The organism is Ketobacter sp. GenoA1, assembly GCF_003671475.1.
GTDB lineage: Bacteria > Pseudomonadota > Gammaproteobacteria > Pseudomonadales > Ketobacteraceae > Ketobacter.
Genome location: NZ_RCHM01000042.1, coordinates 764025 through 789115, shown reverse-complemented (window position 1 = coordinate 789115; position 25091 = coordinate 764025). Strand labels below are relative to the sequence as shown.

Here is a 25091-nt window from a genome sequence, read left to right as displayed (position 1 = left end):
CGTCATAACGTTATAAAGATGGATAGTGTTATGAGCGCGCTTCTTACCGCTCGGCCGGTACCAATAACAACAAACAATCAAGCATCCGCTATTTTTTGACGATAGGGAATTACCATGAAGCTGCAGTATCTGAAAGTGGTTATCGCCACCTTGCTCTACCTGCTTATGCAAACCCCGGCAGCGGCCGCAGAGCGCATCAGCCCCAATAATTTATGGGTCTATGATGACGACATCACCATTCCCACTTTACTCAACCCATCCGACCCGGCATCCGACACTATTTACCTGCCGGCCAATATTTTCGTGCCCACCAGCGACGATCCGAATCAACGCTTCCCTGCTGTCATCTTCATCAGCAGTTGGGCACTGAATGAATACGAATATATTCCCCAGGCCCAGATCCTGGCAGACAAAGGCTATGTGGTTTTAAGCTACACAACACGCGGCTTCTATAACTCTCCCGGAGCAATCACCACCGCTGGAATTGAGGATTTTTCAGATGGCTCAGCCGCCATCGACTACCTGCTGGACAGCAGAAATGGTTATCCTGTGGACCCTGATGCGATAGGATTAGCCGGCATCTCATACGGTGCCGGAATATCATTACTCACCGGGTTTAATGATGAGCGGGTGAAAGCCATTGTAGCCATGAGTGGCTGGGTGGACCTGATCGACTCCCTGTGGGCCGGCAACACACCCAACTATGCCTGGATCGAACTCCTGATCTTCAGTTCACAACCCATTCCGCTCTTGGCCAGCAATAACCCCAGCCCGGAGATTGAAACCAACTATGCCAATATGAAGGTGCACGAAAATGTCGCCGCCACCAAGGAATGGGGTTATGTAAGATCCGCCGCCAGCTATCTTGATATGGTTAATGCCCGGGAGAATCCACCGGCAATCTACATGGCAAATAATCTTCACGACTACCTGTTTCAACCGGACTCGCTCTTTACAACACTGAAGCAATACAACGGTGACTGGCGACTGGACCTGAGCCGCGGTGTACACGGCTCAGGTGAAGCAAGCGGATTGCTGGGTAACGAGGAAAATACAGTCTGGGAAAATCTGGGGCTCTGGTTTGACCATTACCTGAAAGGCATCGACAACGGTATCAATACCGCCAAACCATTCAGCACCAAGGTGTTGAATACCGCCAAACGGGAAAGCTACGATTCCCTCTCCCCGGAAGACGAGATTAAAATATTCAATCTGATTCCGGAATCCGGTGCCCAGGGAGGCCAACTTTCCGAAACCTATGCCAATACTGTGGATCTGGAAGTAAGTTTCAGCACACTCGACCGCATTACCTACCCCGGCTGGATCACCGGGGCACTTTCTGCGACGGGCCGCACCCTGAATTTCAATGAGATCGACCGCAGCCTGGGCCTGGTATTCACTACACCCATACTGGATGCCCCGCTGCGGTTGCGCGGTGAAGCCAAAGTCAACCTTGCCATCGTCGGGGAAGACAAAGCTCAATACTTTGGCTACCTTTTCTATTTAAATCCCAACACCGGTATCGCCAACTGGATTGGCCACGCCCCCTTCTCCTGCCACCAGTCGGAAGGCTGCGTGGTAAACGACGGTGACCTGGTGCAGATTGTATTGGACTTTTACTGGACTGCAGTGGATATCCCCGCCGGCAGCCAGCTGATGTTGGTCATCGATGGCAATGATCCCGACTATTGGCGTTATGAAACCACCCCTGAAACCAATACGGTGGTGTTTCAGAGCAACCAGGCCGCCTACCTTGAGTTGCCAGTGGTCTGGGAAAACACCCAGTATGATGACCCGGTGGCAAACTTCGAACAGGCCCAGGACCTGGCGCGGGGCGCCAACGGCGACGACAGCAGCTTTTCCGGAAGTGGCGCCGGCGGCAGCGTGCCGTTTATGCTCCTGTTGGCCGGCTTGGGATATGTAGCCACCCGCAAGCACTTTTCCAGCTGACTTTTTTTGGGCCCGGAACCCGGGCCCCTGTATACTTTTTCGCCTAACCCCATTTAATTCAACAAACTGTGATATCCACCTCATAGTTTTTCAGTGCCTGCCCCGAAACCGTCTATTTTTAATCTTGTTACGATCGTACAAGTTGCGATGATTCATGGTTACCCCAGGTGAAGTACCTTGCGCAGTTCATTGTCGTGTTTGCCCGGTCTTTGCCTGCCTATTGAGTATTTGGCATGCTGTTTAATCGTTTGTATTCCAGAGTTATCCCAGGCGTACTGGCTTTAAGTGTCGCTGCCTGCGGCGGCGGAGGCAGCTCTTCCGATGACAACGGAAGCGCCTCAAATCCAACTGAATCCATCACCACCAGCACCGTGCAGGGTGCCGTGGTAAAAGGCGTGGTGCAGAATGGTCTGGTGTCCGCCTATGAGCTGTCCGGGGGCCAGGTGGGCCCGTTGCTCGCCACCACCCAGACCAATCAATACGGTCAATACCGTCTGACTTTGACAGGCTATGAGGGGCCCATCTATATTGCGGTCACTCCGCAGAATGAAGGCACCCTGATGGTCTGTGACGCCGCCTCCGGATGCGGTGACTATATTGGGCTCAGTGAGCAGGATACCAACGAAAATAATGTCATTGATTTTGGTGAAGCCTTTCCGGTACCGGGCAATTTCATACTGACCACCACGTTACCCTCATCCGCTGATGGCCAGGCCAGCATCTCAACACTGACCCATCTGGCCACTCAATATGCCCTTACCTTCCCGCAGGGCCTGAACGATGTTTCCATCGCCGTGGCCCAGTCTCATATTGAAGACCTGTTCGGGGTTGCGGATCTGGCGGAAACCCGGCTTATCGACCTCACCGACCGCACTGCTGTGACCAATGCCAGTGCGGAAGAACTGCGTTACTCGCTGTTCTCCAGCGCCTTGCTTGGCGTCAGTAATGATGTGGCCTTTGCCCAGGTGCTGGAAAGCCTTGCCCAACAGCTGCAAATGAATGGCGGCCAGTTGGTGACTCAGTCAGCCGCAGATGACACCCCTACGCTACTGGAACTGGTACAGCAGGCGCAACAAACCGCGCAACTGCTTGAGCTGGCGACACAGGAAGCCGTGTTCGCCCAGGAAGCCACATTGCTGATGGACAGTACCGCAGGCAGCTTGACCTCCGCCCAACCGTCACCGGGAGCCGGAGGCAGCAGCGCTGTCATCGTTGAAGAATTCATTGCCGACCTTATGCTGTGGCAAGGGGCATTGAGCCTGGACCCAAATCAGGGATCTTTTTCCCAAACCGTCACCGCCATTGGGGTTTCCACCGGCCCCGATCTGGCCAATATGTTGAGGGCCGTCTCCATTGCCGGTCAGTATGGGCCGGTCGTAGCGCTACCGGATGCCGCGCTGGGCGCAGCCTGCGACAGCCTCGGCAACTACTTTGCCCGCCTCTCCTGCCGCTTGCTGATATCCGGCAAGTCCCTGGAGGAAATCTGCAATGGTGCGTTCAACCTGGTACTGTTCAATCGCTCTTTATGTGATGTGCTGAACGACCTGACTTTGCCCCTGGGCAACGGACTGGTTGGCCACTTTGCCCTGTACGACGGCATTGCCCGGATCTACGGCAGCACAGACGGTGTCGACGTGGATATCACCTTCACGGCGCTCACCAATCAGCGATACACTTACGGCTTTAACATTGCAGGAACCGCCGAGTCAGAAACAGGCCTACTGGAGATCAGCGATGGCAACTTTGCCCTCAGCTTTGCCGGCGGCCTGGATATCAAGAACCTGAAACTGCCGGAAACGGCGTCCGGAAATCTGAGTGTCCGTTATGAACAATTCAGCAGTACGGACATCACCAACCCAATCACCTTCAATGGTGATCTGGACATCAACCTTGATCTGAGTGGTGTGCAAGAGTTGTCTGATGCCGAGGCACTCTACGCCGGCCTGGATAGTGTGGACATCACCATGATGGCGGATGGCGAATTCGAATCCTTGTTTGGGGATCGTTTTGACGGTGCCATCACCCTGAACGGTGGTCTGGACAGCGAAGTACTCCTGCAATTTGAACGTGATCTGCCGGACTACAGCGATCGCGCCCTGATCACCATCAGCAGTACCCCTGAGCGTATCGCTCAAGGTTTGATTAATGACATTCAAATGGAATGGGCTGGTAAACGTTATAACATCATGTACTTTTTCGACCCGTACTTTGGTGTCCGTATTACCAATCAGGACGGGGTCATCACGGATCTTGACCTGAGTGTTGAAGACGAAGCCACAGCGGGGATGATCATGCTCAACGGCACCTCCTACGGAGACATCAAGCCCTTGAACGGCAGCCTTCTGTTCACCTTGTCAGACGGTCAGGAGATTGTGCTCTGATCCGACAGAAGAAAAAAGGGAGCCGTTGGCTCCCTTTTTATCACACAAAATACATGACCAACCAATCGGCTATCAATGCCGGTTTTGATTCACCTTCAATCTCAACGGCATATTCCGCGGTAAACAGATACTGACCGGGATTTTTCTCAGTTACTGCTTTCAAGGTGGCCACCGCACGAACACGAGCACCGGTCTTCACTGGAGCCAGAAAGCGGATTTTATCAAATCCGTAATTCATCCCCATCTTTAACCCTGCCGGAATCACCAGCTCACTCATTTGCGACTGCAAATGCGGTAATAATGACAGGGTCAGAAAACCATGCGCGATGGTGCCGCCGAATGGCGTATGCTTGGCTTGCTCCGGATCAACATGGATAAACTGGTGATCCAGGGTACTGTCCGCGAAGGCGTTAATACGCTCCTGATCGATCTGAAACCACTCTGACTGTCCCATGGACCGGCCCACGTAATCCTGTAAAGACGCGGCATCAACTATTTTCATTGTTATTCCTCTGTATTAAAAAATGAATCAAAAACTAAAACCCAAAATAAAAAGTGAACTCTATAAAAGTGAACTCTATAAAAGGGAACCCTAAAAAAGGGAACTCTAATCGTTAAACAATTTTTCAAGCTGGGATTCCACTAAAGCCCAGGGAATCAACAGCGGCTTTTTGGTGACGGTTAAAGTACAGGACTCGCCTTCCACCAAGTACTCAACATGAAAACCCTTGCCTTTGGCGAAGCCTTTCTCACTGTCGCCCGTGAAATGAACATCATGTTTATCCGCAAGGCGATACAGTCGTTCCACGATGACTTTCGGGTCCTCTTTCAATCGACCCGTTACTGATCTGGTCATAAGCACTCCAAACCGGGCACACGCCCTATTATTCTGATTAGCAGACCAACATTTTACCATGTTTGTCTTGGCTATCGGACAGTGCAACGCGGGCAAAAAGCCTCTAAACCACTGTTTAAAAGGTGATTTTGAGTAATTCCTGTAAATTTTTGCTACTGTACGACCACAGCTGATCAACCGGCTCCTGCCTCACCTCCGCCAGGATCTCTACAATCCTGAAAAGGTTTTCCGGACTGTTGCGATCACCCATTGCGAAACTGGGTGCGATGTCCGGTGCATCGGTTTCGAAGACGATGGCATGCTGCGGTAATGCTCTCAATATCGCCCTAATCCGGTTTGCCCGATCGTAGGTTCCAGCTCCACCAAAGCCTATTTTGAAGCCCAGATCCACCGCTCGCTGTGCCTGCTGCAGGCTGCCGGAAAACGCATGCATAATACCCCCCGACTGCAAGCCCGACTCTTTCACCAGCTTCAACACCAGATCCTGGGTTTTACGGGCATGAACCAGGATGGGTAAATGATGGCTCCGGGCGACACTGAGCTGATCCTTGAACAGCTTTAACTGCCTATCCAGATTGGAACTGTCATGAAACCTGTCCAGGCCGATTTCACCAACCGCCACGGCCCCCTGGTGCAACCAGGCATCAAGCTCGTCAACATCCCCTGATGAATGGGCGTCCATAAAGCAAGGGTGTAACCCATAGGCGGGCAACAACCGTGGATAGGCTGGATCTGTGAACCTCTCTACCGTGCTCTGCAGGGCAGGCCATTGCTCAAGCGTGACCCCGGGCACTACCAGCGCACGCATTCCCTGTTTCCGGCAGCGTTCAAGAATAGCGCCCCGATCGTGGTCGAACTGGGCAAAGTCAATATGGCAATGGCTATCGATCAACGGGTTCATGGTCACTGGCGCCTGGAAATCTGCCTTTTATGGAAACCCATTTTCCCTGTCAAATCAAACTCACTGTTTCAGGTGAAATAACCTTTTTTGTCCTCGATAATATGATCCGCAATATAGTTGGAGATCGCATATACGCTCTCCTGAGGATTCACGATGATGGAGGTAGGAAACAGGCTGGCGTCAGAGACATACAGGGCTTGTACGTCATGGGTTTCACCATAGGGGCCCACCACCGACTTAGCCGGGTCGGCACCCATCCGCATGGTGCCCTGAGGATGATAGGACACCATTCTGAGGGCAAAGGGATTATTTTCAATTGCGTCAATCACGGCATCGATTTCAGCTTCTGATTCGATAACACGTTTATCCACCGTGGGCAGAAAAACCCGCTTCGCGCCCGCCGCAAAATAGATCCGTGCGGCTGCCTTGAAGGCCGCCTTCATGGCGGGAAAGTCGGAATCCGCCACTGCATAATCAATCTGTTTTTTACCATCCACCAGGCTCACCTGACCCACGTTATGATCATGAATCAGAGAGACACAGGAAGCATAATTCTTGGACCGCGACATAAAATCCAGGTAGGCAGCCCCGGTACCCGGTTCAGTGGACATACCCAATTCGATGGGGCCGGCACCACCGCCTTCGAGCACAAAGCCGCCTTTGTCAGGGTGCTCGAATTCATCCACATACACACCCAGCATGGCACCACGCCAGGTAAACACCTCTCCATCGAATTCGGCCACGATCATGGTTGACGGGTGGCAGGCGAAGTTCTTACCCACCTGTCCACTGCCATTAGCCAGACCACTGCGCAAAAACAGCAACGGCGTTTGTACGGCACCGGCTGCCGCCACCACCACCTTCGCTCGAACCGTCATTTTAGCAACGGCTTTACCGGATTGCGGATCCCGAATCTCTGCCTCAATCCCGGTTGCACGGCCGTTATCGGTCAGTATGCGGGTGGCAAAGGTATCAGTATAGATACTGGCTCCATAATGGCAGGCCCAGGGCAGATAGGTAACCAGCATGGATTGCTTGCGATCGGTTTTGCAGCCGGAGAGACAATGACCGGTGAGCCCACAATCCTTGATATTGCGCTTCAGTGGTTTTACCGACCACCCTAAACGTTCCGCACCGGTTTGCAGTTTGCGGCTGTTTTCATTAATTTCGTGAGGCCCATTTGTATGGATACTGAGGTTTTTTTCCACCTTCTCAAAATACGGTGCCAAAGATTCGCTGCTCAAATTGGACAGCCCAAACTCCGCAGACCATTGTTGCAGAATGAAATCCGGTACTCGAAACGTCACGCAACCATTGACTACCGTGGAACCTCCCAGACAACGGCCTTGTAATACCAGAAGATCACCTTGCTTGGTGGCCTGGTTGCCCTTGTCTTCGTAGAGCAGCTCCAGCATATCGGGAAACGTCTCATTGAATTGTGAAGAGGGCACGTAGGGCCCAGCTTCCAGCAAGATCACTGATTTGCCGGCGGCAGCCAACTCGTATGCCATCACCGCCCCACCCGCACCGGAACCCACGATGACGGCATCGGCCTGTAGATTAAGGTTGGTGGACTTGATGTCCGCCGCTGTCTTGACATTCAACATCACCACACTCATACCTCACTGCGGACGGGCAAAGGCGCTTCGCCCAATGACGGCAAGCCCCATTTTTCGGAAACGGGCCCATCAAACGCCAGAGGCCCCCATGTACTGGGTTCACGCCAGTAAGATGCGTACACCAGTTTTTTCAGTACGGAAATGATCCCCTGCTGCACGTAATGACCCGATTGCCAGGCGTCTATGTAGGCGATGGCCTCGTTCGTGGGTAACCCACTGAAGCGGGAAAAATACCACCCCATTACCAAACTGCCATGTTCGAACAGCCCCATGGCCTTAGCCAGGTTCGAACGAATATCCGGGTCCATGCCGGCCATCAGATGATCCAGATTTTCAAGCACGGGAACCTGCTCAAGCGGCGTCATGGTGGTACCCTCAGTGGGCAGTACCACGTGGGCAAAACGGGTGAAGAACGCTACCTGATCCGCTGAGAGCACCCTCCCCGCCGGTGCCTCTGCCACAGGAGGGTCAGAGCAGGCAGACAACACGGCGCCGGCACCTGCAACCAGTATGGTGTGGGCGGCCAGAGCCATAAAACGACGCCGCTTCAAAGGGGCCAGCGCCAGGTCGATATCGTATTGTAATAGTTCAGACCGGATGGGATTCGGCATAGTCAGTTTCCAATTGGGTGACCATTGAGTCTACACACATTGTTTATGCCTTGAAAATGACCAAAAATCACCGCAATTTGACAAAATGCACCAAAATCATCAGCCTTGATGTGGGTCAACGTGAGATCTTAACGTTAGGTTATTCTCAATATGAATGGATAGATCATTCAACAGCCAACCACAACAGGGTGTTTAAATGACGTTGGAAAAACACGATTTACTGCACGAGTTCCCGGAGAATCGGGACACCATTCACGAGCTTAAGATGAATAACAGCCATTTTGCCCGGCTGTTCGATCAGTATCACGAAAAAGACCACGAGGTGCACCGTATTGAAACCGGCGCAGAAAAATCCAGCGACGACTATTTGGAAGTACGCAAGAAAGAGCGCCTGCATCTGAAGGATGAGCTATATAGAATGATTAAAGACCACGAGGCATCTTAGGTGATGTTGTGAACTAAACAGGGGGTTCATCCGCCCCTGTTTAGTTCACAACACCGCACTTATTCCTGGCATATGATGCCCGACACATCCTTATATTTTTCATCACAGGCAGTGATATTGCGCTTGCCGTTGTCTGAGTGTTTACGTGATCGTGGGCCTGGCTCGTCAAAGCGCCAAATTACCCCCACACTGAGCGCGGATACCTCAAAGTAATTATAGCTTTCACCGTCAAATTCATGTTCTTCTTCCTGAATCAAATACTCAGCGTATAGGGACAGATTTTCAGAATAATGGTATTCCGCGCCGATTGAATAGAAGAAATCCTCCCCATCCAGTTCTTCAGTTTCAAACGAGAGAGCAGTATCTTCGACTCCGTTGAAATATGTTTCAAAGCGGACCTTGCCGTCAACATCCCAAGTGGCAATCCCTGCTTTTCCGAACAGACTTAAGGAGCTGCCCAAGGGTAATGAACCTTTTAACGCAATCCCCATTGCAGTGGTTTTGAAATGAAAAGAATCTTTATATTCAATTGAATTCGAGCCCGAGGTTTCTGAGTATCGATAATCAGTCTGCGATTCACCAAAATCAATATAGCTAAATTCCAGTGCCAGATAACGGGGCACGAACTCCCAGCCAGCGAACAGCTGGTAAGCAAAAGCGTTCTCGTCTATATCAAAGTTTTGATTGTCTTCAGAGCCAGGCTCCAGAAAGAAATCTTCAATGGACGTGTATTGAGAATAACCCAATCCGATTCCCGCGTAGACACCTGAGTAACCCTGCGCGTGTACCTGGGTGGAAAAACCAAAAACAAGTAGCGCCCCCAGACCGAACGCTCTTAACTGATTTAACTTCATTTAGAACCCCGTTTATTATTGTTTTATAAACAAGAAAGCCCGGCAAAAAGTACCGGGCTTTCTTTGTACCGCGTAAAGACTTGTTACACAAGCTTTTCCAATTCTGGAACTGCTTCGAACAAGTCAGCAACCAGACCATAGTCGGCAACCTGGAAAATAGGTGCTTCTTCGTCTTTATTGATTGCCACGATGACCTTACTGTCTTTCATACCGGCCAAATGCTGAATTGCACCGGAGATACCCACTGCAACGTACAGCTGCGGAGCAACGATCTTACCGGTTTGTCCAACCTGCATATCATTTGGCACAAAGCCCGCGTCAACCGCCGCCCGGGATGCACCCACGGCAGCGCCCAATTTATCGGCCACTTTATACAGCATCTCGAAGTTATCGCCGTTCTGCATACCACGACCACCGGAAATAACCACTTTGGCAGCAGTCAATTCAGGACGGTCACTCTTGGCCAGCTCTTCGCCGACAAAAGACGAGACTCCGGCGTCTTTGCTGACACTCAGATTTTCAACCTCAGCAGAGCCACCTTCAGCAGCAACCGGATCGAAAGAGGTACCACGTACGGTCAGAACATTGGTTTCTTGTGAACTTTCTACCGTTGCGATCGCATTACCTGCGTAGATCGGACGCTGGAATGTGGTGGCATTAACCACGGCAGAGATTTCAGAAACCATCTGCACATCCAGCAAGGCAGCTACGCGCGGCAGGAAGTTCTTGCCGGAGGTGGTGGCAGGCGCAAGAATGTGGCTGTAGCCCTTGCCCACTTCGGCAACCAGATCGGCCACATTCTCGGCCAACTGGTGTTCATAGGCTGCATCGTCGGCAACCAAAACTTTCGCCACACCGGCGATCTTTGCAGCTTCTTCTGCAACCGCACCGCAACCAGCACCAGCGACCAATACAGTGATATCACCACCGATTGCCTGAGCTGCTGCTACAGTGTTCAGGGTAACGCCTTTCAAGCTGGCATTATCGTGTTCTGCATAGACTAATACGCTCATTAGATCACCTTCGCTTCGTTTTTCAGCTTGTCTACCAACTCTGCAACATCAGCTACCTTGATACCTGCCTGACGCTCTGCAGGTGGCTCGACCTTAACGGTCTTGACCAAGGGAGTCACATCAACCCCGAAGTCACCGGGTGACTTCATATCCAGCGGCTTTTTCTTCGCCTTCATGATATTGGGCAGAGAAGCATAACGTGGTTCATTAAGACGCAGGTCCGTGGTCACCACAGCGGGCAGTTTCAGGTCAACGGTCTGCAGACCGCCATCGATTTCACGGGTAACTTTGACGGAACCGTCGGCTACGTTCACTTCGGAAGCAAAAGTACCCTGGCCCATACCAGTCAATGCTGCCAGCATCTGACCAGTCTGGTTGTTGTCGCCATCGATAGCTTGTTTACCCAAAATGACCAACTCAGGCTTTTCTTCATCAACAATAGCTTTGAGCAATTTGGCAACGCCTAATGGTTGCACATCAGCTGCTTCAACCAGAATGCCGCGATCAGCACCCAATGCCAGAGCAGTACGGATTTGCTCCTGAGCTTCTTTAGGACCTACGGCCACCGCAACAATCTCGGTAGCAACCCCCTTCTCTTTCAAACGAACAGCTTCTTCAACAGCGATTTCGCAGAAGGGGTTCATGGCCATCTTGACGTTAGTCAGGTCAACACCGCTGTGATCAGCAGCCACCCGAACCTTAACGTTGTAGTCAACAACTCGTTTGACAGCAACAAGAACCTTCATGGAACCCTCGGCTTTATAATGGAATGTGGATTTAAGGTGTCGGTGAAAAGCGCTCTGTTTTCAACTGACACCGCGCGATCATCAGTAGTATGAAACAGTTTTCACACTGTGACCGCCCTTGTTAAAAGCGCGTGGTATCTTGCCGTTTTATATCAGGGAGGTCAATAGCCAATCCGGCACCCCAATCGGTCCCCAGCGCCAATACTGCTAACGCTATTAGGGCAAAATCCCCCGGATAAATCAATTAGTTACTGCGCCGGCGCGATTTTGTTGAAATTTTGTTCAACGCCCCAACATGGCCCATGATGGTTATTTCTTAGCGCAGACAATTTCGCTTTGAGGTGATAACTTCATAATTAATTTACACTATCTTGCCGGGTGCGCCGGCTGATGAACAGCCCCTGCGAGCTAACCTGGTTAGGGTTAACGGCCCTCTTGCCTATATTAGAAATTAGAATCAGACCTGATGGAGTATTTAAGGATGATAAGACTGTTTACATTGATGATGGCCCTGTGCCTGGCAACCAACGTGGTGTCTCGGGAGATCGCTGGCATTGAAATGCCGGATAGCATCACCACCGCCAATGATACCAGCCTGCACCTGAACGGCGCCGGGATTCGTTCAAAATGGTTTGTGGATCTGTATGTCGCGGGCCTCTATCTAACGGACCAGCAAACGGATGCCGAGGCCATTCTCGCTGCCGATGCCCCAATGGCCATCCGCCTGCATATCATCTCCGGCTTGATCACCAGCGAGAAAATGACCGAGGCCACCATTGAGGGCTTTGACAGCGCCACCGGGGGTAACACCGCACCCTTGCAGGCTGAAATTGACCTATTCCTGTCTAGTTTTGTTGAGCCGATTAAAGAAGGAGACATTTTTGACTTTATCTACCAGCCACAGCTGGGTATCAGTATCATCAAAAACGGCACCCTGAAACAAACCATGGAAAGTGACGCAGACTTCAAGAAAGCCTTGTTCGGTATCTGGATTTCAGACAACCCCGCGCAAAAATCCCTAAAACACGAATTATTGGGACACAAGGTTTAGACCGCACCGAAAACAAAGGTATGTTGAGCCTTCGACATACCTTTTGCCATGGCCCAATCACCCGCGATTCCAGCGTTACCCTTTTCCCCCTATATCCCATCATTCCCCGCCTTAACTTCCTTGAGTGCCCTGTTTGAGTGTTCTGTTTGAGTTTCCGGCTGGAGGTGCCCGTCTCCTTGTCTTAATTTATTCATCAAACTTTCACTTACAGGAAACAGTCGCCAATTAAAGTCAGCATCGAGGTTTCATATATTGCGGAGGCCATGATGCTTCAACAACCAAACACCGCTCCACACACCGTGGAGCTTACAACCCGGCCCAGAATCTTTGCCGAATTCATCCATTCGGAGCAGGAAATCCGCTCCGCCCAGAAAATGCGATACGACGTTTTTTGCCAAGAGTATAACGTTGAGCTGCCGGTCAATATGGTGTGGAATGGCAATCCGATTGATGTGGACGAACTGGATGATCACTGCCTCCACCTGGTGGTCCGCGAGCAAAGCCGAAATGAGATCATCGGCTACACCCGGGTATTGACCTGCGATCTGGCGAAGCGATTCGGCAGCTATTATTCAAGCCATGAATTCGATATCTCAAAGGTCATCAGCCGGCCTGGCCGCTTCCTGGAGATCGGTCGAACCTGTATTCACCCTGATCATCGAAACGGCGCCACCATCGCAGTGTTGTGGGCATTTCTGGCCAGATACATGCAGGATCACAACTATCAGTATTTGTTTGGTTGTGCCAGTGTCTCTCTGGATGATGAGGGAAAAACACTGTCTGCCTTAACCCCCATTATCAAGGAAAAGTACATGGCCGATGAAGAGTATCGGGTTGTACCAAAAGTACCCTTCAGCCTGCGTAAAGAATGGAGCAAAGAAAAAGCATCCTTCCCTCCTCTGCTCAAAGCCTATACCCGGATGGGCGCCCGCATTTGCGGTGATGCCTGTTGGGATCCGGATTTTAATGTGGCCGATCTTTTTGTGTTGCTGGATATCAATAATGTGGCCAATCGTTACGCCCGGCATTTTCTGAAAGACAGAGAGGCCGCGTGATCCAACAAGCCTATCGAGCAGCCCGCCTCTTTTTGCATATATTGGCGGGCATGTTCCTACTGGTTCTGACCGGTGCCATCTGGAACAACAAAACCAACCTGGTGAAGGCAACCAAGCAATGGTGGCTGGGCAGAACCACACACTTATTGGGAATTGAAGTACAAATAATCGGTACACCCCCGCAACCTGTGGATGGTAAAGGCCTGCTGTACGTCAGTAATCATATCTCCTGGATCGATATTCCACTGATCGGCAGCCTTACCCAATTAAATTTCCTGTCCAAAGCAGAAGTCCGCCGCTGGCCACTGATCGGAAAACTGGCACAAGGCACTGGCACTCTCTTTATACAGCGGGGTTCCGGTGATGCGGACCGGGTGGCGAAGGCCATGGCGGAGTACCTGAATGAAGGTCGATCTGTACTTTTCTTTCCCGAAGGCACTACCAGCGATGGCCGTGGTGTACGCCGGTTTCACAGCAAGTTATTCAAAGCAACTCAATATACCCAAACCACAGTGTGCCCGATAGTCGTTCACTATCAGATTGCCGGTTACTCCCACAACCCAGTGGCGTTCATTAATGATGATGAATTTCACCTGCACTTATGGAACCTGCTCAGGTACCGGAAAATTAAAGCGATCGTGGAGTTTTTACCTGCCAGATCTGCGCTGTGCACATTGCAGGAAGCCTTCGTTCGTGACCTTCAGCAAGAGATGTCCGTGGTTGTGCAACAACGCCAACTGGATGCGGTCAGTACCAGTATTCAATGGCTTGATGCATCCATTCCCGCCGCTCAGAAGGATGGGGCAGCCAGTTTCTGAAACTGGCTGCTGCCCGCATCAAAAACTCCATTAAACACTGATGACGTCTTAAAACCCGTTCATGACGATGGGGCAGAACCGGATTGAACACTCCCAGCGCATTAAACAGTTGCAGCGGGTTCTTCTTCACCCACATCCAAGATCCCATTTCCAAAGTAAGGGGGAGATAAGTTCCCTTACGGGTATGGAGAGTCTCACGATAAACATAATCCCAAAGATCACCGTGAGTGGTGTAGTTGCGGGACTGTGGTTCGATCAGATAAAAGCTGAACGTAGGATGAGTGCGGCGAAACAACAGTCGCAGAGCAAACATTTCACCGATATCATCAAAGGGATCCGGGGTGAACGCGTAAGGAAACCAGACCTGATCCTGGTGACCAAAACCGGAGTGGCAATCCAGAGAGATCACAAAACTGGATTCACTCACAACGCTCTCCACCAGCCGTATCAGCGAACTGGCCTCCGCTTGCATGGGCTCGTCTTTTCTGCCCCTGTACCAGGGTATGTGCCGACTGAATCGTTGCCCACCCAACAAAAAAGGCACCCGTCCTTGCGCGTCTATGGGTGCGTTCCGCATAAGATCCACACCATTGATATTACTTCTGGTACGGCGCAACATTCCGGAAGGGTTAACCAGTGGCACAAACAAAAGGCGCACATCTTCGAGAATGGAGTCCAGACTTTCATCCCAGTCCATTCTGTGAAAAAGCGTGTGCATGAACGAAAGCAACACCTGAGTTCCAATACGTTCCACACCATGAACACCGCCACTGAAGATCACCACCGGCGCGGTGGCCGCAGCACTGCCCATTTCAAAACAATAGATTGGCAGACAATCATCACCGCATTCAACGGCGCTCAGGGTATGTACTCTGGCTGGCAAGTCGGCTTGCTCCAACCAACGATCCATTTGATACAGCTCGGGAAGACCTTTCAGCACCCGATCGGAACGCATTAACGTCAACGGTTAGTTCTCCGGCAAAAACAATACAACCGTTTTATAACATTTTGATTGCAGTCAGATGACGGCGGCTATGCCGTCGGCAAACGCGGTAACCCGGTAGCGTCGCAGCTGTGATTAGGACAGTAACCCAATGGGTTTTTCGCCAGATACTGTTGGTGGTAATCTTCTGCATAGTAAAAGTCAAATTGGCCCAGAATCTCCGAAGTGGTGGGCTCCAGGTTGTGTTGGGACAACGCCTGGTCATAACGGGATTTGGACTGTGTGGCCTGTTGCTTCTGATCGGGCGTGGTCACATAGATACCGGAGCGATACTGTGTCCCGATATCATTGCCCTGCCGCATACCTTCGCATGGATTGTGGTTTTCCCAAAACAGGCGCAACAACTCAGTGAACTGGATTTTCTCTGGCAGGTATACCACCTTCACTATTTCATTGTGCCCGGTTTTGCCGCTGCAGACCTCCTCATAGGTTGGGTTTGGTGTTATTCCAGCACCGTATCCCACTGCGGTGGTGTACACGCCCGGCACCTGCCAAAACAGCTTCTCCGCTCCCCAAAAGCATCCCATTCCGAAGTAGCAGACCGCGGTGTTCTCCGGGTAAGGAGGCGTCATCGGGACACCAAGCACAACGTGCTCCCCCCTGGGAATTATGGGGGTATCACGACCGGCAAGCGCTTCTTCAGGTGTAGGTAGCGTCAGTTTGCGTTTGTTCCACATTGTCCCAACCTCATTTGATTTCAGCTCTAATCCATTTTGATATCTAGCTGCGCAGTGCCTCCAGATCCCGGAAGCAGGCCAGTGACTCCGGGTTCGCCAGTGCATCGGTGTTGTTCACTGTTTCACCATGTACGATCTTGCGCACGGCCAGTTCTGCGATCTTACCACTAATGGTTCTGGGAATGTCTTTCACCGCTATGATTTTAGCGGGTACATGCCGTGGGGTGGTGTTTCTCCTGATGGTTTCCCTGATGAGATTAACGTGATGTTGGTCCAGGGAGATATCCGCCTGCATCTTTACAAAGAGGATAACCCGAATATCATCCTGCCAATCCTGTCCGATGACCACGCTGTCTACAACAAAATCGAGCTGCTCCACCTGCCGGTAAATTTCCGCTGTGCCGATGCGAACACCACCAGGGTTCAACACCGCATCGGAGCGGCCGTAGATAATCATACTGCCACGCTCGGTTATTTCCCCGTAATCTCCATGCGCCCAAACGCCTTCAAAGCGCTCGAAATAGGCACTGTGAAACTTTTCACCTTTAGGGTCGTTCCAAAATCCTACCGGGCAGGATGGAAAGGCATTGACGCACACCAGCTCCCCCTTCTCATTGATGACACTGTGCCCACTTTCGTTATAAATCCGCACATCCATCCCCAAGCCGATACACTGCAGTTCACCACGAACCACCGGCAGAGCCGGATTGCCCAGAGCAAAACAACTGATAATATCGGTGCCACCGGAAATGGAGGACAGGCAGATATTTTCCTTAATACACCGGTAGACAAAATCGAAACTCTCGTGAGCCAATGGAGAGCCTGTGGAAAAGATTGCTTTCAGGTTTTCCAGCCGGTGGCTTTCCCGCGGTCTGACCCCGGATTTCTCCAATGCCGATAGATATTTGGCACTGGTGCCGAACAGGCTGATACGTTCTTGGTCTATCAAATCAATAAGCGCCGTAGGCCCGGGGTGGAAAGGTGAACCATCAAACAGCACCAGTGTTGCCCCACTCGCCAAACCGCTCACCAGCCAGTTCCACATCATCCAACCGCAGGTGGTAAAATAAAAGAACACATCGTTAGGCTTGAGATCAGCATGCAGACTATGCTCTTTGCGGTGTTGCAGCAGGGTGCCACCAGTGGAATGCACAATGCACTTGGGTACACCGGTGGTACCCGATGAATACATGATATAAAGCGGGTGATCGAACTCTACCTGGGCAAATTCCAACTCGCCGGTATCCCCTGTGGATTCGATATCAGAATAGAGTGTGACATCCCTCAGTGTGGCCAGCGACACCGACTCTTTCAGAGTGGATGGTTCATCGAGAAATGGAACCAGCACCGTGCTCCTGATCGCTGGAATTTTCTCTTGCACCAGGGCAATTCGGTCCATAATCGACAGGGTCTTACCTGCATAAAAATAACCATCCACCGCAAGCAGCAGCTTGGGCTCAATCTGGTGAAAGCGATCCACGATGCCGTTGATGCCGAAATCCGGTGAGCAGGAACTCCATATGGCCCCCAGACTGGTTGCCGCCAGCATACCCACCACTGTTTCGATGCAATTGGGCATCACCGCGGCCACCCGATCGCCTTTCACCACCCCTACACTTTTCATGAATCGAGCCAAGCGGTACACGCGATGATTTAGCTCAGAATAGCTAACCGTTGACCTGTGCCCGTTCTCACCACGAAAAACCAATGCAGTTTTATCTGCCTGGGACGGATCACGAGATGGTGCCAGCAGATTCTCAGCAAAGCTTAACCGCGCATCCGGAAACCATTTTGCCCCCGGTAAGCGCGAGGCATCGTCTACAACCCGACGGCAATCACCTTGCATCTGAATACCACAATATTCCGCCACCAGTGTCCAGAACTGATCTACCTGTTGACAGCTCCAACGCTGCAGTGCGGAATAGTCTGAAAACCGGGTACCGTAACGCTGATTCACCAAATGCATAAACTGGTGCATATTGGTGTTTTCAATCCACTGACTATCCGGTTGCCATAACACAGTATCCACGCTTAATCCTCTTGCTCAATTTCCATTTCAATCAATTCGTCACCTTCGTTGACCAGGGAGCCTTCTTCGAAGAACAGACCGGCCACCACGCCGTCTTTCAGGGCCCGTATTCCATGTTCCATTTTCATGGCTTCAACGGTAATCAGCAGGTCCCCTTCTTTGACCTTGTCTCCAGGTTTGACTGCCACCTGAACGATGCGCCCATTCATTGGAGCTTTCAGATGTTTTTCGGATGATTCAGTGCTGGGCTGCGCTTCGTAGACATACTCTGTGACCGTTACCGTACCGCCCTGTTTGAACAGAATAACCTCGGAACCGGAACGCACTGCCACCATACGCTCACTGATGTCACCGGAGACCACCAACTCATCGCCATTAAACTCAACCTGCAACGTTAACAGGCGATCTCCTGACATAACGGTGATTTTGTCACCGTGGTAGCACAATTCAATATTGACTACGGAATCCTGGCTCCGAAAGCAAAAATGCTGCCTGGCAGGTGTATTGAGCTGCCAGCCATGCAGTACCCTCCAGGGATCTTGAGCATCCGGCCGGGATTGACTTTCCTTACTCAAATACAATGCCGCGAAGATGAAATCATGGGCTGTGATCACCGGTGGCGCGAACAACAGACTGGTTTCGTAATCGTCGATGAAATGGGTGCTTACCTGACCTTGCTGGAATGCGGGGTGATCTATCAGGCTTTTCAAGAAGCCGATATTGGTCTTCAACCCACCCAGATTGAACTGTCGCAGTGCTCTCTGCATCCGGTGAATCGCCTGATCACGGGATTGATCCCAAACAATCAGTTTGGCGATCATGGGATCATAAAAGACGCTGATCTCATCCCCTTGTACCACTCCGGAGTCTATTCGAACGTAGTCGGATTGCGTAGGCACGTTCAAATAATGGATCACACCGGTGGAAGGCAGAAACTCATTGGCCGGATCTTCAGCGTAGATGCGTACCTCAATGGAATGACCGTCAATTTTCAGTTGTGATTGGGTTAACGGTAAAGGGTTTCCTTCCGCCACACGAATCTGCCATTCAACCAGATCCTGCCCGGTGATCATTTCCGTAACCGGGTGCTCAACCTGAAGACGGGTGTTCATCTCCATAAAGTAGAATTCACCGCTGGCATCCAGTAGAAATTCAATAGTGCCCGCCCCCACGTAGCCGATGGCTTTGGCTGCACGCACCGCTGCCTCACCCATTTTTTTCCGGGTGGCCTCCTGCAAGCCGGGTGCCGGAGCTTCTTCAATCACTTTCTGATGTCGACGCTGAATGGAGCAATCCCGTTCAAAGAGATAAACGGCATTCCCGTACTGATCGGCAAATACTTGAATTTCCACGTGACGTGGCTGATTAATGTATTTCTCTATCAGAATATGATCATCACCAAAGGAAGATCGGGCTTCACGCTGACAAGCGCTTAAGGCGGCATCAAACTCAGTTTCCTGATACACCAACCGCATCCCCTTGCCACCGCCCCCCAAGGAAGCTTTCAACAGCACAGGGAAACCGATCTGGCGGGCTTCTGCCAGCAGAAACCCGGCATCCTGCTCATCCCCGTGGTACCCAGGCACCAGAGGCACTTCAGCGTTCTGCATAATCAACTTGGCCTGCGCTTTGGAACCCATTGCAACCATGGCACTGGCGGGCGGACCAATCAAAATGATCCCATGAGAGGCACAACGGCGGGCGAAATTTGCGTTTTCGGACAGAAATCCATATCCGGGGTGGATCGCATCGGCGCCGGCCTGTTGCGCCACTTCAAACAGACGATCCATATTCAGATAGCTTTCACTGGCTGCTGATGAACCAATCCAATAGGCCTCATCAGCAAGCAATACGTGCTGGGCATGGCGGTCTGCGTCCGAATAGACGGCAATGGTTTCGATATCCAAACGCTTCAGGGTGCGAATCACCCGGCACGCAATTTCACCGCGGTTGGCAATTAATACTTTTTTAAATAATGTTCGTTCAACCATGATCACTGAGCCTCGCTCTGGTTTTGCCCACTGCGCCAGGATGGAATTCGCTTCTGCAGGAAAGCGGTCAGGCCTTCCTGCCCTTCCTCTGATACCCGCAGCTCGGCAATCAGATCCGCTGTCACTGAGCTGGTGTGCGCGCCTATCTTGTCATGGCCGATGGATTGAATAAGTTGCTTGCATTGTTGCACCGCATTGGGCCCGTTTTGGGTTGCTGCAGCGGCGTAATCACGAATCCTGCTCTCCACTTCCATGGCATCACAGACCTCATGTACGACACCCAAGGCAGTTGCTAACTGAGCATCAAACACTTCTGCACTGAGCATGAAACGCCGGGCGTTACGCATGCCCATGGCTTCGATTACATAGGGACTGATCACCGCCGGAGCCAATCCTATTTTCACTTCACTGAGACAAAACGTTGCATCGCGTTCAGCAAAGGCAACATCGCAGGCACAAATCAGCCCCAGCGCGCCACCATATGAAGCCCCTTTCACGTGGGCAATGACCATTTTGGGTAGCGTATAGACGGTATACATCAATTCCGCCAACCGCATAGCGTCCGCACGGTTTTCTTCCCGCGTGAGTCCTGCCATGTTCTTCATCCAGTTCAGGTCCGCACCGGCAGAAAAGTGTTTACCCTCTGACTGCAGCACCACTACCCGGCAGCTTGAATCCCGACCCGCATCCAGGAAGGCCGATGTCATTTCTGCGATCATCTGGTCATTAAAGGCATTGTGCAATGCAGGCCTGTTCATGGTAATAAACGTGATGGCCGACTGTTGGGAAACAGTAATAAAATCCATGGTCATCACCTCACATACGGAACACGCCAAAGCGCGTCTCTGGTATTGCTGCGTTCAACGTTGCGCTCAGGGAAAGCCCCAGCACATCCCGGGTCTGGGCCGGATCAATCACACCATCATCCCACAACCGCGCACTGGCGTAGTAGGGATGGCCTTGCGCCTCGTAAGTATCGATAATGGGCTGCTTAAATGCTTTTTCGTCTTCCAACGGCCAATCCTCACCGGCGCGCGCAAAATTATCTTTCTTTATCTGCGCCAGCACCCCGGCGGCCTGCTCCCCTCCCATGACCGAGATCCGTGCATTGGGCCACATGAACATTAATCTGGGATCGTAGGCCCGACCACACATACCGTAATTGCCAGCGCCAAAACTGCCGCCGGTGATGACGGTCAGTTTCGGTACCTGGGCACAGGCTACCGCCGTCACCATTTTGGCTCCGTGCTTGGCGATGCCCTCCGACTCGTATTTACGCCCCACCATAAAGCCCGTGATATTTTGCAAGAACACCAAGGGAATCTTGCGCTGGGCACAGAGCTCAACAAAATGCGCGCCCTTCTGGGAAGACTCACTAAATAAAACGCCGTTATTGGCAACGATACCCACCGGAATCCCCCAGATTCGCGCATAACCACATACCAGGGTGGTTCCATAAAGCGCTTTGAATTCATCGAATTCGGAGTCATCCACGATTCTGGCAATGACTTCACGCACGTCATAGGGAGTTTTAAGATCAGGTGGAACCACACCGTAAATTGATTCCGGATCATAGCGGGGGGGCCGTGGCTCCACCACGTCCGTTTGTAGGATTTTTTTTCGGTTCAGACGACTTACCGCAGAACGAGCCAGTTGCAGAGCGTGCTCATCATTCTCGGCAAAATGATCGGCCACACCAGAGGTGCGGCAATGCACATCCGCTCCACCCAGATCCTCAGCGGTGACTTCCTCCCCGGTGGCGGCTTTCACCAGGGGTGGGCCGGCCAGAAAAATAGTGCCCTGCTCCTTGACGATGATGCTCTCGTCGGCCATGGCCGGAATGTAGGCACCGCCTGCCGTACAGGAGCCCATCACGACCGCTATCTGCGGAATTCCTTTGGCCGACATATTGGCCTGATTGAAAAAAATTCGGCCGAAGTGTTCACGATCCGGAAACACATCATCCTGGCGGGGTAAGTTGGCGCCGCCAGAGTCCACCAGATACACGCAGGGTAAATTGTTCTGCTCGGCAATGGTCTGTGCCCGCAAATGCTTTTTCACCGTAAGCGGATAATAGCTGCCGCCTTTAACGGTGGCATCATTGGCTACCACCATGCATTCCTGCCCGTGAATTCGCCCTATGCCGATAATCACTCCCGCTGCGGGTACGTTTTCACCATACACCTCATGGGCTGCCAGTTGCCCCAATTCCAGAAATGGAGAACCAGGATCCAGCAGTTGCCGCACCCTTTCCCTGGGCAGCAACTTGCCGCGGGAGAGGTGTTTTTCCTGCGCTTTTGCTCCACCGCCTTCACTGATGGTTTGCGTCAGATCCCGCAGCGCCTGCACCAGCTGGCTCATGCGCTCTTGATTGCCGGTATACTCCGGGGAATGTGGATTGACTTTACTTTCCAGAATCGCCATGGTTTATGTTTCCTTTTTTATAGGCCTATGCGGTTTCACTAAACAGCTCGCGGCCGATCAACATGCGACGAATTTCAGATGTCCCGGCACCAATTTCATACAGCTTGGCATCCCGCAACAAACGCCCGGTGGGATACTCGTTGATGTAGCCGTTGCCCCCCAGTGTCTGGATCGCATCCAACGCACATTTGGTGGCGTTCTCTGCGGTATAAAGAATGACGGCAGCGGCATCTTTACGGGTCGTCTCACCACGATCACAGGCCTGGGCCACCGCATAAAGGTAAGCGCGACTGGCATTGGTGATGGTGTACAGATCAGCGACTTTACCCTGCATCAATTGAAACTCGCCAATGGCCTTACCAAACTGCTTGCGCTCGTGGATATAGGGCACCACCACATCGAGACAGGCCAACATGATGCCGGTTGGCCCTCCGGACAACACAACCCGCTCATAATCCAGGCCGCTCATCAGAACCTTTACGCCCTGGTTCAGTCCACCCAGTACGTTTTCCACAGGCACTTCGCAATCCTCGAACACCAGCTCGCAGGTATTGGAACCACGCATACCCAATTTATCGAGTTTCTGTGCCTGGCTGAAACCTTTGAATCCCCGTTCAACAATAAACGCAGTAATACCATGGGGGCCTTTATCCAGCTCCGTTTTGGCATAAATCACATAGGTATGGGCGTCCGGGCCATTGGTGATCCACATCTTGTTGCCATTCAAAACATAGTGGTCGCCCCGCTTCTCGGCCCGCAGTTTCATGCTCACCACATCCGAGCCGGCATTGGGCTCACTCATTGCCAATGCACCGATATGTTCACCACTCACCAGCTTGGGCAGGTACTTTGCCTTTTGCTGCTCGTTACCGTTGCGATGGATCTGATTCACACACAGGTTGGAGTGAGCTCCGTAACTCAGCGCCACCGAGGCGGACGCCCGGCTGATCTCCTCCATGGCAATAACATGCGCCAAATAGCCCATGTTGCTGCCTCCGTATTCCTCAGCCACCGTCATGCCGAGCACACCCAGATCACCAAACTTTTTCCACAGATCCATGGGGAACTCATTGTTGGCATCCACCGCCGCTGCTCTGGGTGCAATTTCGGCCTGGGCGAACCGGTGCACCGTATCGCGCAATGCGTCCAGTGTTTCGCCAAAGCCAAAGTTCAAGGAGGGGTATAGCGTTGTCATCGGATTATTCCTTTCGTAGTGCGCAGCTTTCTTCGAGCGCAACCTGGCAGCGGTTGCGTGCTTCTTTTAACTCTATTTTCATAACCTCAATATCATGCAGCTGCTGATCCAACAGGGCTTCTTTTTCATCAAGAATGCGCAAAAACTGCAGCAGTTGCTTTTCATTGCCGGAGTCCGGATCGTACATGTCAAACAGCACACGGCTTTCCGCCAGGGTGAAACCCAGGCGCTTGCCCCGCAGGATCAGTTTCAGCAAGGTACGATCCCGCGGACTGTAAATACGTTTTTGCCCTTCTCGCACGGGGGATAGCAGCCCCTGATCCTCATAAAAGCGGATGGCACGGGTGGTGATATCAAATTCCCGTGACAGGTCGCTGATGCTGTAGGTATTCGGCCGCTTTGGCTTTTCCGGCTTGGCGTCGGTCGGATTACTCGTCATTGATCAATCATCATGTTCCGGGTTGGCAGTTATTGTTCACCATGATAATTGACGTTTACGTAAAGGTAAACACAGAGTCAGCACCAAAGGTCAGGCCAACGAGCCAAACGGCGGTTTAGCTGGTACCATGATTTCCCTATTTTCCAATCAGTTAGAGGCTACTATGACGCGCACTGTACTCATAACAGGGTGTTCAACCGGCATCGGTCGCCAGCTGGCGGAAGCCATGCATGACAAGGGTTATCAGGTGATCGCCACCGCCCGTGACCAAACCAGGCTTACGCCACTGAACCAACGGGGCATCACCACCCTGTCGCTGGATGTCACCCGGGACGACAGCATTCTGGCAGCCAGACAGGAAATCGAAAAACTGGGACTGCAGGTGGACATCCTGATCAACAATGCCGGTTATGGTGCCATGGGGCCGATCGTGGAAATGCCGGTCGCGGAGATGGAAAAGCAGTTTGCCACCAACGTCTATGGGCCGGTGAATATGGTCCGTGCCTTCACCCCCATGATGCACCAACAGGCCGGTGGCATGATTGTCAATGTGGGCTCTGTCTCCGGCATATTGGTAACGCCGTTTTCAGGCGCGTACTGTGCCACCAAGGCGGCCCTGCACGCCCTGTCGGATGCCATGCGCATGGAGTTGGCACCGTTCAATATTGAAGTAATGACAGTAATGCCCGGGGCTATTGAATCTGAATTCGGCAATTCCGCAGAAGCCTCTTTGGCCAGGACGCTGCCCCCTGATTCCCTTTATCAATGGGCACGGGAAGGTATCCGCAAAAGAGCCCGCGCCTCTCAAGCCAACCCAACCCCCACCAAGGAATTTGTGGCAGCGTTGCTGAGCCGGATTGAAGCCAGACACCCAAAAGCCGAGGTCGCCATCGGCAACGGCAGCAGGACATTGCCACTCCTCGCCAGGGTGACACCCACCCGCATTCGCGACTGGCTTTTGCAACGTTCATTTGGTCTGCACAACTACTCTCAGGGGAAATAGCGCAAAAGCTTTCCTATACTTACGATCTCT

General features: G+C 52.0%; 23 protein-coding genes. 7 read left to right on the top strand and 16 right to left on the bottom strand.

The annotated features are described in order from the left end of the window. Positions 1 to 114 precede the first annotated feature (114 nt). Positions 115 to 1950, top strand: coding sequence for a CocE/NonD family hydrolase (locus D9N13_RS17575; RefSeq protein ID WP_290592708.1), 1836 nt, complete (start codon positions 115 to 117; stop codon positions 1948 to 1950). Positions 1951 to 2183: 233 nt separating this feature from the next. Beyond that, entirely contained in the window at positions 2184 to 4331 is a 2148-nt protein-coding gene (locus tag D9N13_RS17570; RefSeq protein WP_290592706.1) for a hypothetical protein, read from the top strand. A gap of 40 nt (positions 4332 to 4371) precedes the next feature. Here the strand turns inward: D9N13_RS17570 and D9N13_RS17565 are convergent, their stop codons facing one another. The 5 genes from D9N13_RS17565 to D9N13_RS17545 form a co-directional block, all read right to left on the bottom strand. Next, a complete protein-coding gene (locus D9N13_RS17565; protein ID WP_290592704.1) occupies positions 4372 to 4833 on the bottom strand; it encodes a MaoC family dehydratase in 462 nt (153 codons plus the stop codon). Between the two features lie 105 nt (positions 4834 to 4938). Then, positions 4939 to 5187, bottom strand: a complete 249-nt coding sequence (locus D9N13_RS17560) for a hypothetical protein (protein ID WP_290592702.1) — start codon at positions 5185 to 5187, stop codon at positions 4939 to 4941. A gap of 115 nt (positions 5188 to 5302) precedes the next feature. Beyond that, a complete protein-coding gene (locus tag D9N13_RS17555) occupies positions 5303 to 6088 on the bottom strand; it encodes a TatD family hydrolase (RefSeq protein ID WP_290592700.1) in 786 nt (261 codons plus the stop codon). A 68-nt stretch (positions 6089 to 6156) separates the two neighbouring features. After that, complete coding sequence (locus tag D9N13_RS17550) at positions 6157 to 7707, bottom strand: GMC family oxidoreductase N-terminal domain-containing protein (RefSeq protein WP_290592698.1); 1551 nt, start codon at positions 7705 to 7707, stop codon at positions 6157 to 6159. Continuing rightward, the gene (locus tag D9N13_RS17545; protein WP_290592696.1) at positions 7704 to 8318 is read right to left on the bottom strand and encodes a hypothetical protein; all 615 of its coding nucleotides are present in this window, start codon (positions 8316 to 8318) and stop codon (positions 7704 to 7706) included. The genes D9N13_RS17550 and D9N13_RS17545 overlap by 4 nt, the downstream gene beginning before the upstream one ends. A 196-nt stretch (positions 8319 to 8514) precedes the next feature. Here D9N13_RS17545 and D9N13_RS17540 point away from each other — a divergent pair, with 196 nt between their 5' ends. Beyond that, a complete protein-coding gene (locus D9N13_RS17540; RefSeq protein WP_290592694.1) occupies positions 8515 to 8763 on the top strand; it encodes a YdcH family protein in 249 nt (82 codons plus the stop codon). 59 nt (positions 8764 to 8822) lie between these two features. On the opposite strand, the gene D9N13_RS17535 is transcribed toward D9N13_RS17540, so the two are convergent. The 3 genes from D9N13_RS17535 to D9N13_RS17525 form a co-directional block, all read right to left on the bottom strand. Next, a complete protein-coding gene (locus D9N13_RS17535) occupies positions 8823 to 9617 on the bottom strand; it encodes an outer membrane beta-barrel protein (RefSeq protein ID WP_290592693.1) in 795 nt (264 codons plus the stop codon). Between the two features lie 83 nt (positions 9618 to 9700). Beyond that, positions 9701 to 10630: an electron transfer flavoprotein subunit alpha/FixB family protein gene (locus D9N13_RS17530; RefSeq protein ID WP_290592690.1), complete on the bottom strand. Its 930-nt coding sequence runs from the start codon at positions 10628 to 10630 to the stop codon at positions 9701 to 9703. After that, the gene (locus D9N13_RS17525; RefSeq protein WP_290592688.1) at positions 10630 to 11376 is read right to left on the bottom strand and encodes an electron transfer flavoprotein subunit beta/FixA family protein; all 747 of its coding nucleotides are present in this window, start codon (positions 11374 to 11376) and stop codon (positions 10630 to 10632) included. The genes D9N13_RS17530 and D9N13_RS17525 overlap by 1 nt, the downstream gene beginning before the upstream one ends. 481 nt (positions 11377 to 11857) lie before the next feature. Here D9N13_RS17525 and D9N13_RS17520 point away from each other — a divergent pair, with 481 nt between their 5' ends. The 3 genes from D9N13_RS17520 to D9N13_RS17510 all read left to right on the top strand — a co-directional run bounded on the left by D9N13_RS17520 (position 11858) and on the right by D9N13_RS17510 (position 14300). Further along, on the top strand, positions 11858 to 12427 hold the full coding sequence (locus D9N13_RS17520) for a chalcone isomerase family protein (protein ID WP_290592686.1): 570 nt from the start codon (positions 11858 to 11860) through the stop codon (positions 12425 to 12427). 266 nt (positions 12428 to 12693) lie between these two features. After that, positions 12694 to 13482, top strand: a complete 789-nt coding sequence (locus D9N13_RS17515; RefSeq protein ID WP_290592684.1) for a GNAT family N-acetyltransferase — start codon at positions 12694 to 12696, stop codon at positions 13480 to 13482. Next, a complete protein-coding gene (locus tag D9N13_RS17510; protein WP_290592682.1) occupies positions 13479 to 14300 on the top strand; it encodes a lysophospholipid acyltransferase family protein in 822 nt (273 codons plus the stop codon). Before D9N13_RS17515 ends, D9N13_RS17510 begins: the two co-directional genes overlap by 4 nt. On the opposite strand, the gene D9N13_RS17505 is transcribed toward D9N13_RS17510, so the two are convergent. The 8 genes from D9N13_RS17505 to D9N13_RS17470 all read right to left on the bottom strand — a co-directional run bounded on the left by D9N13_RS17505 (position 14230) and on the right by D9N13_RS17470 (position 24058). Then, a complete protein-coding gene (locus tag D9N13_RS17505) occupies positions 14230 to 15255 on the bottom strand; it encodes a DUF2817 domain-containing protein (RefSeq protein WP_290593113.1) in 1026 nt (341 codons plus the stop codon). The genes D9N13_RS17510 and D9N13_RS17505 overlap by 71 nt on opposite strands. A gap of 77 nt (positions 15256 to 15332) precedes the next feature. Further along, a complete protein-coding gene (msrA, locus tag D9N13_RS17500; protein ID WP_290592680.1) occupies positions 15333 to 15980 on the bottom strand; it encodes a peptide-methionine (S)-S-oxide reductase MsrA in 648 nt (215 codons plus the stop codon). A gap of 43 nt (positions 15981 to 16023) precedes the next feature. Further along, the gene (locus D9N13_RS17495; RefSeq protein ID WP_290592678.1) at positions 16024 to 18009 is read right to left on the bottom strand and encodes an acetoacetate--CoA ligase; all 1986 of its coding nucleotides are present in this window, start codon (positions 18007 to 18009) and stop codon (positions 16024 to 16026) included. Positions 18010 to 18011: 2 nt separating this feature from the next. After that, complete coding sequence (locus D9N13_RS17490; protein WP_290592676.1) at positions 18012 to 20000, bottom strand: acetyl/propionyl/methylcrotonyl-CoA carboxylase subunit alpha; 1989 nt, start codon at positions 19998 to 20000, stop codon at positions 18012 to 18014. Between the two features lie 2 nt (positions 20001 to 20002). Further along, the gene (locus D9N13_RS17485; RefSeq protein WP_290592674.1) at positions 20003 to 20806 is read right to left on the bottom strand and encodes an enoyl-CoA hydratase-related protein; all 804 of its coding nucleotides are present in this window, start codon (positions 20804 to 20806) and stop codon (positions 20003 to 20005) included. Between the two features lie 10 nt (positions 20807 to 20816). Beyond that, on the bottom strand, positions 20817 to 22424 hold the full coding sequence (locus D9N13_RS17480) for a carboxyl transferase domain-containing protein (protein ID WP_290592672.1): 1608 nt from the start codon (positions 22422 to 22424) through the stop codon (positions 20817 to 20819). 25 nt (positions 22425 to 22449) lie between these two features. Next, a complete protein-coding gene (locus tag D9N13_RS17475) occupies positions 22450 to 23619 on the bottom strand; it encodes an isovaleryl-CoA dehydrogenase (RefSeq protein WP_290592670.1) in 1170 nt (389 codons plus the stop codon). Positions 23620 to 23623: 4 nt separating this feature from the next. Continuing rightward, positions 23624 to 24058 carry a MerR family transcriptional regulator gene (locus D9N13_RS17470; protein WP_290592667.1) on the bottom strand — a complete coding sequence of 145 codons (435 nt, stop codon included), beginning with the start codon at positions 24056 to 24058 and terminating at the stop codon, positions 23624 to 23626. Between the two features lie 163 nt (positions 24059 to 24221). Between D9N13_RS17470 and D9N13_RS17465 the strand changes: the two genes are divergently transcribed. Next, positions 24222 to 25061 carry an SDR family oxidoreductase gene (locus D9N13_RS17465; protein WP_290592662.1) on the top strand — a complete coding sequence of 280 codons (840 nt, stop codon included), beginning with the start codon at positions 24222 to 24224 and terminating at the stop codon, positions 25059 to 25061. Positions 25062 to 25091: the final 30 nt, after the last annotated feature.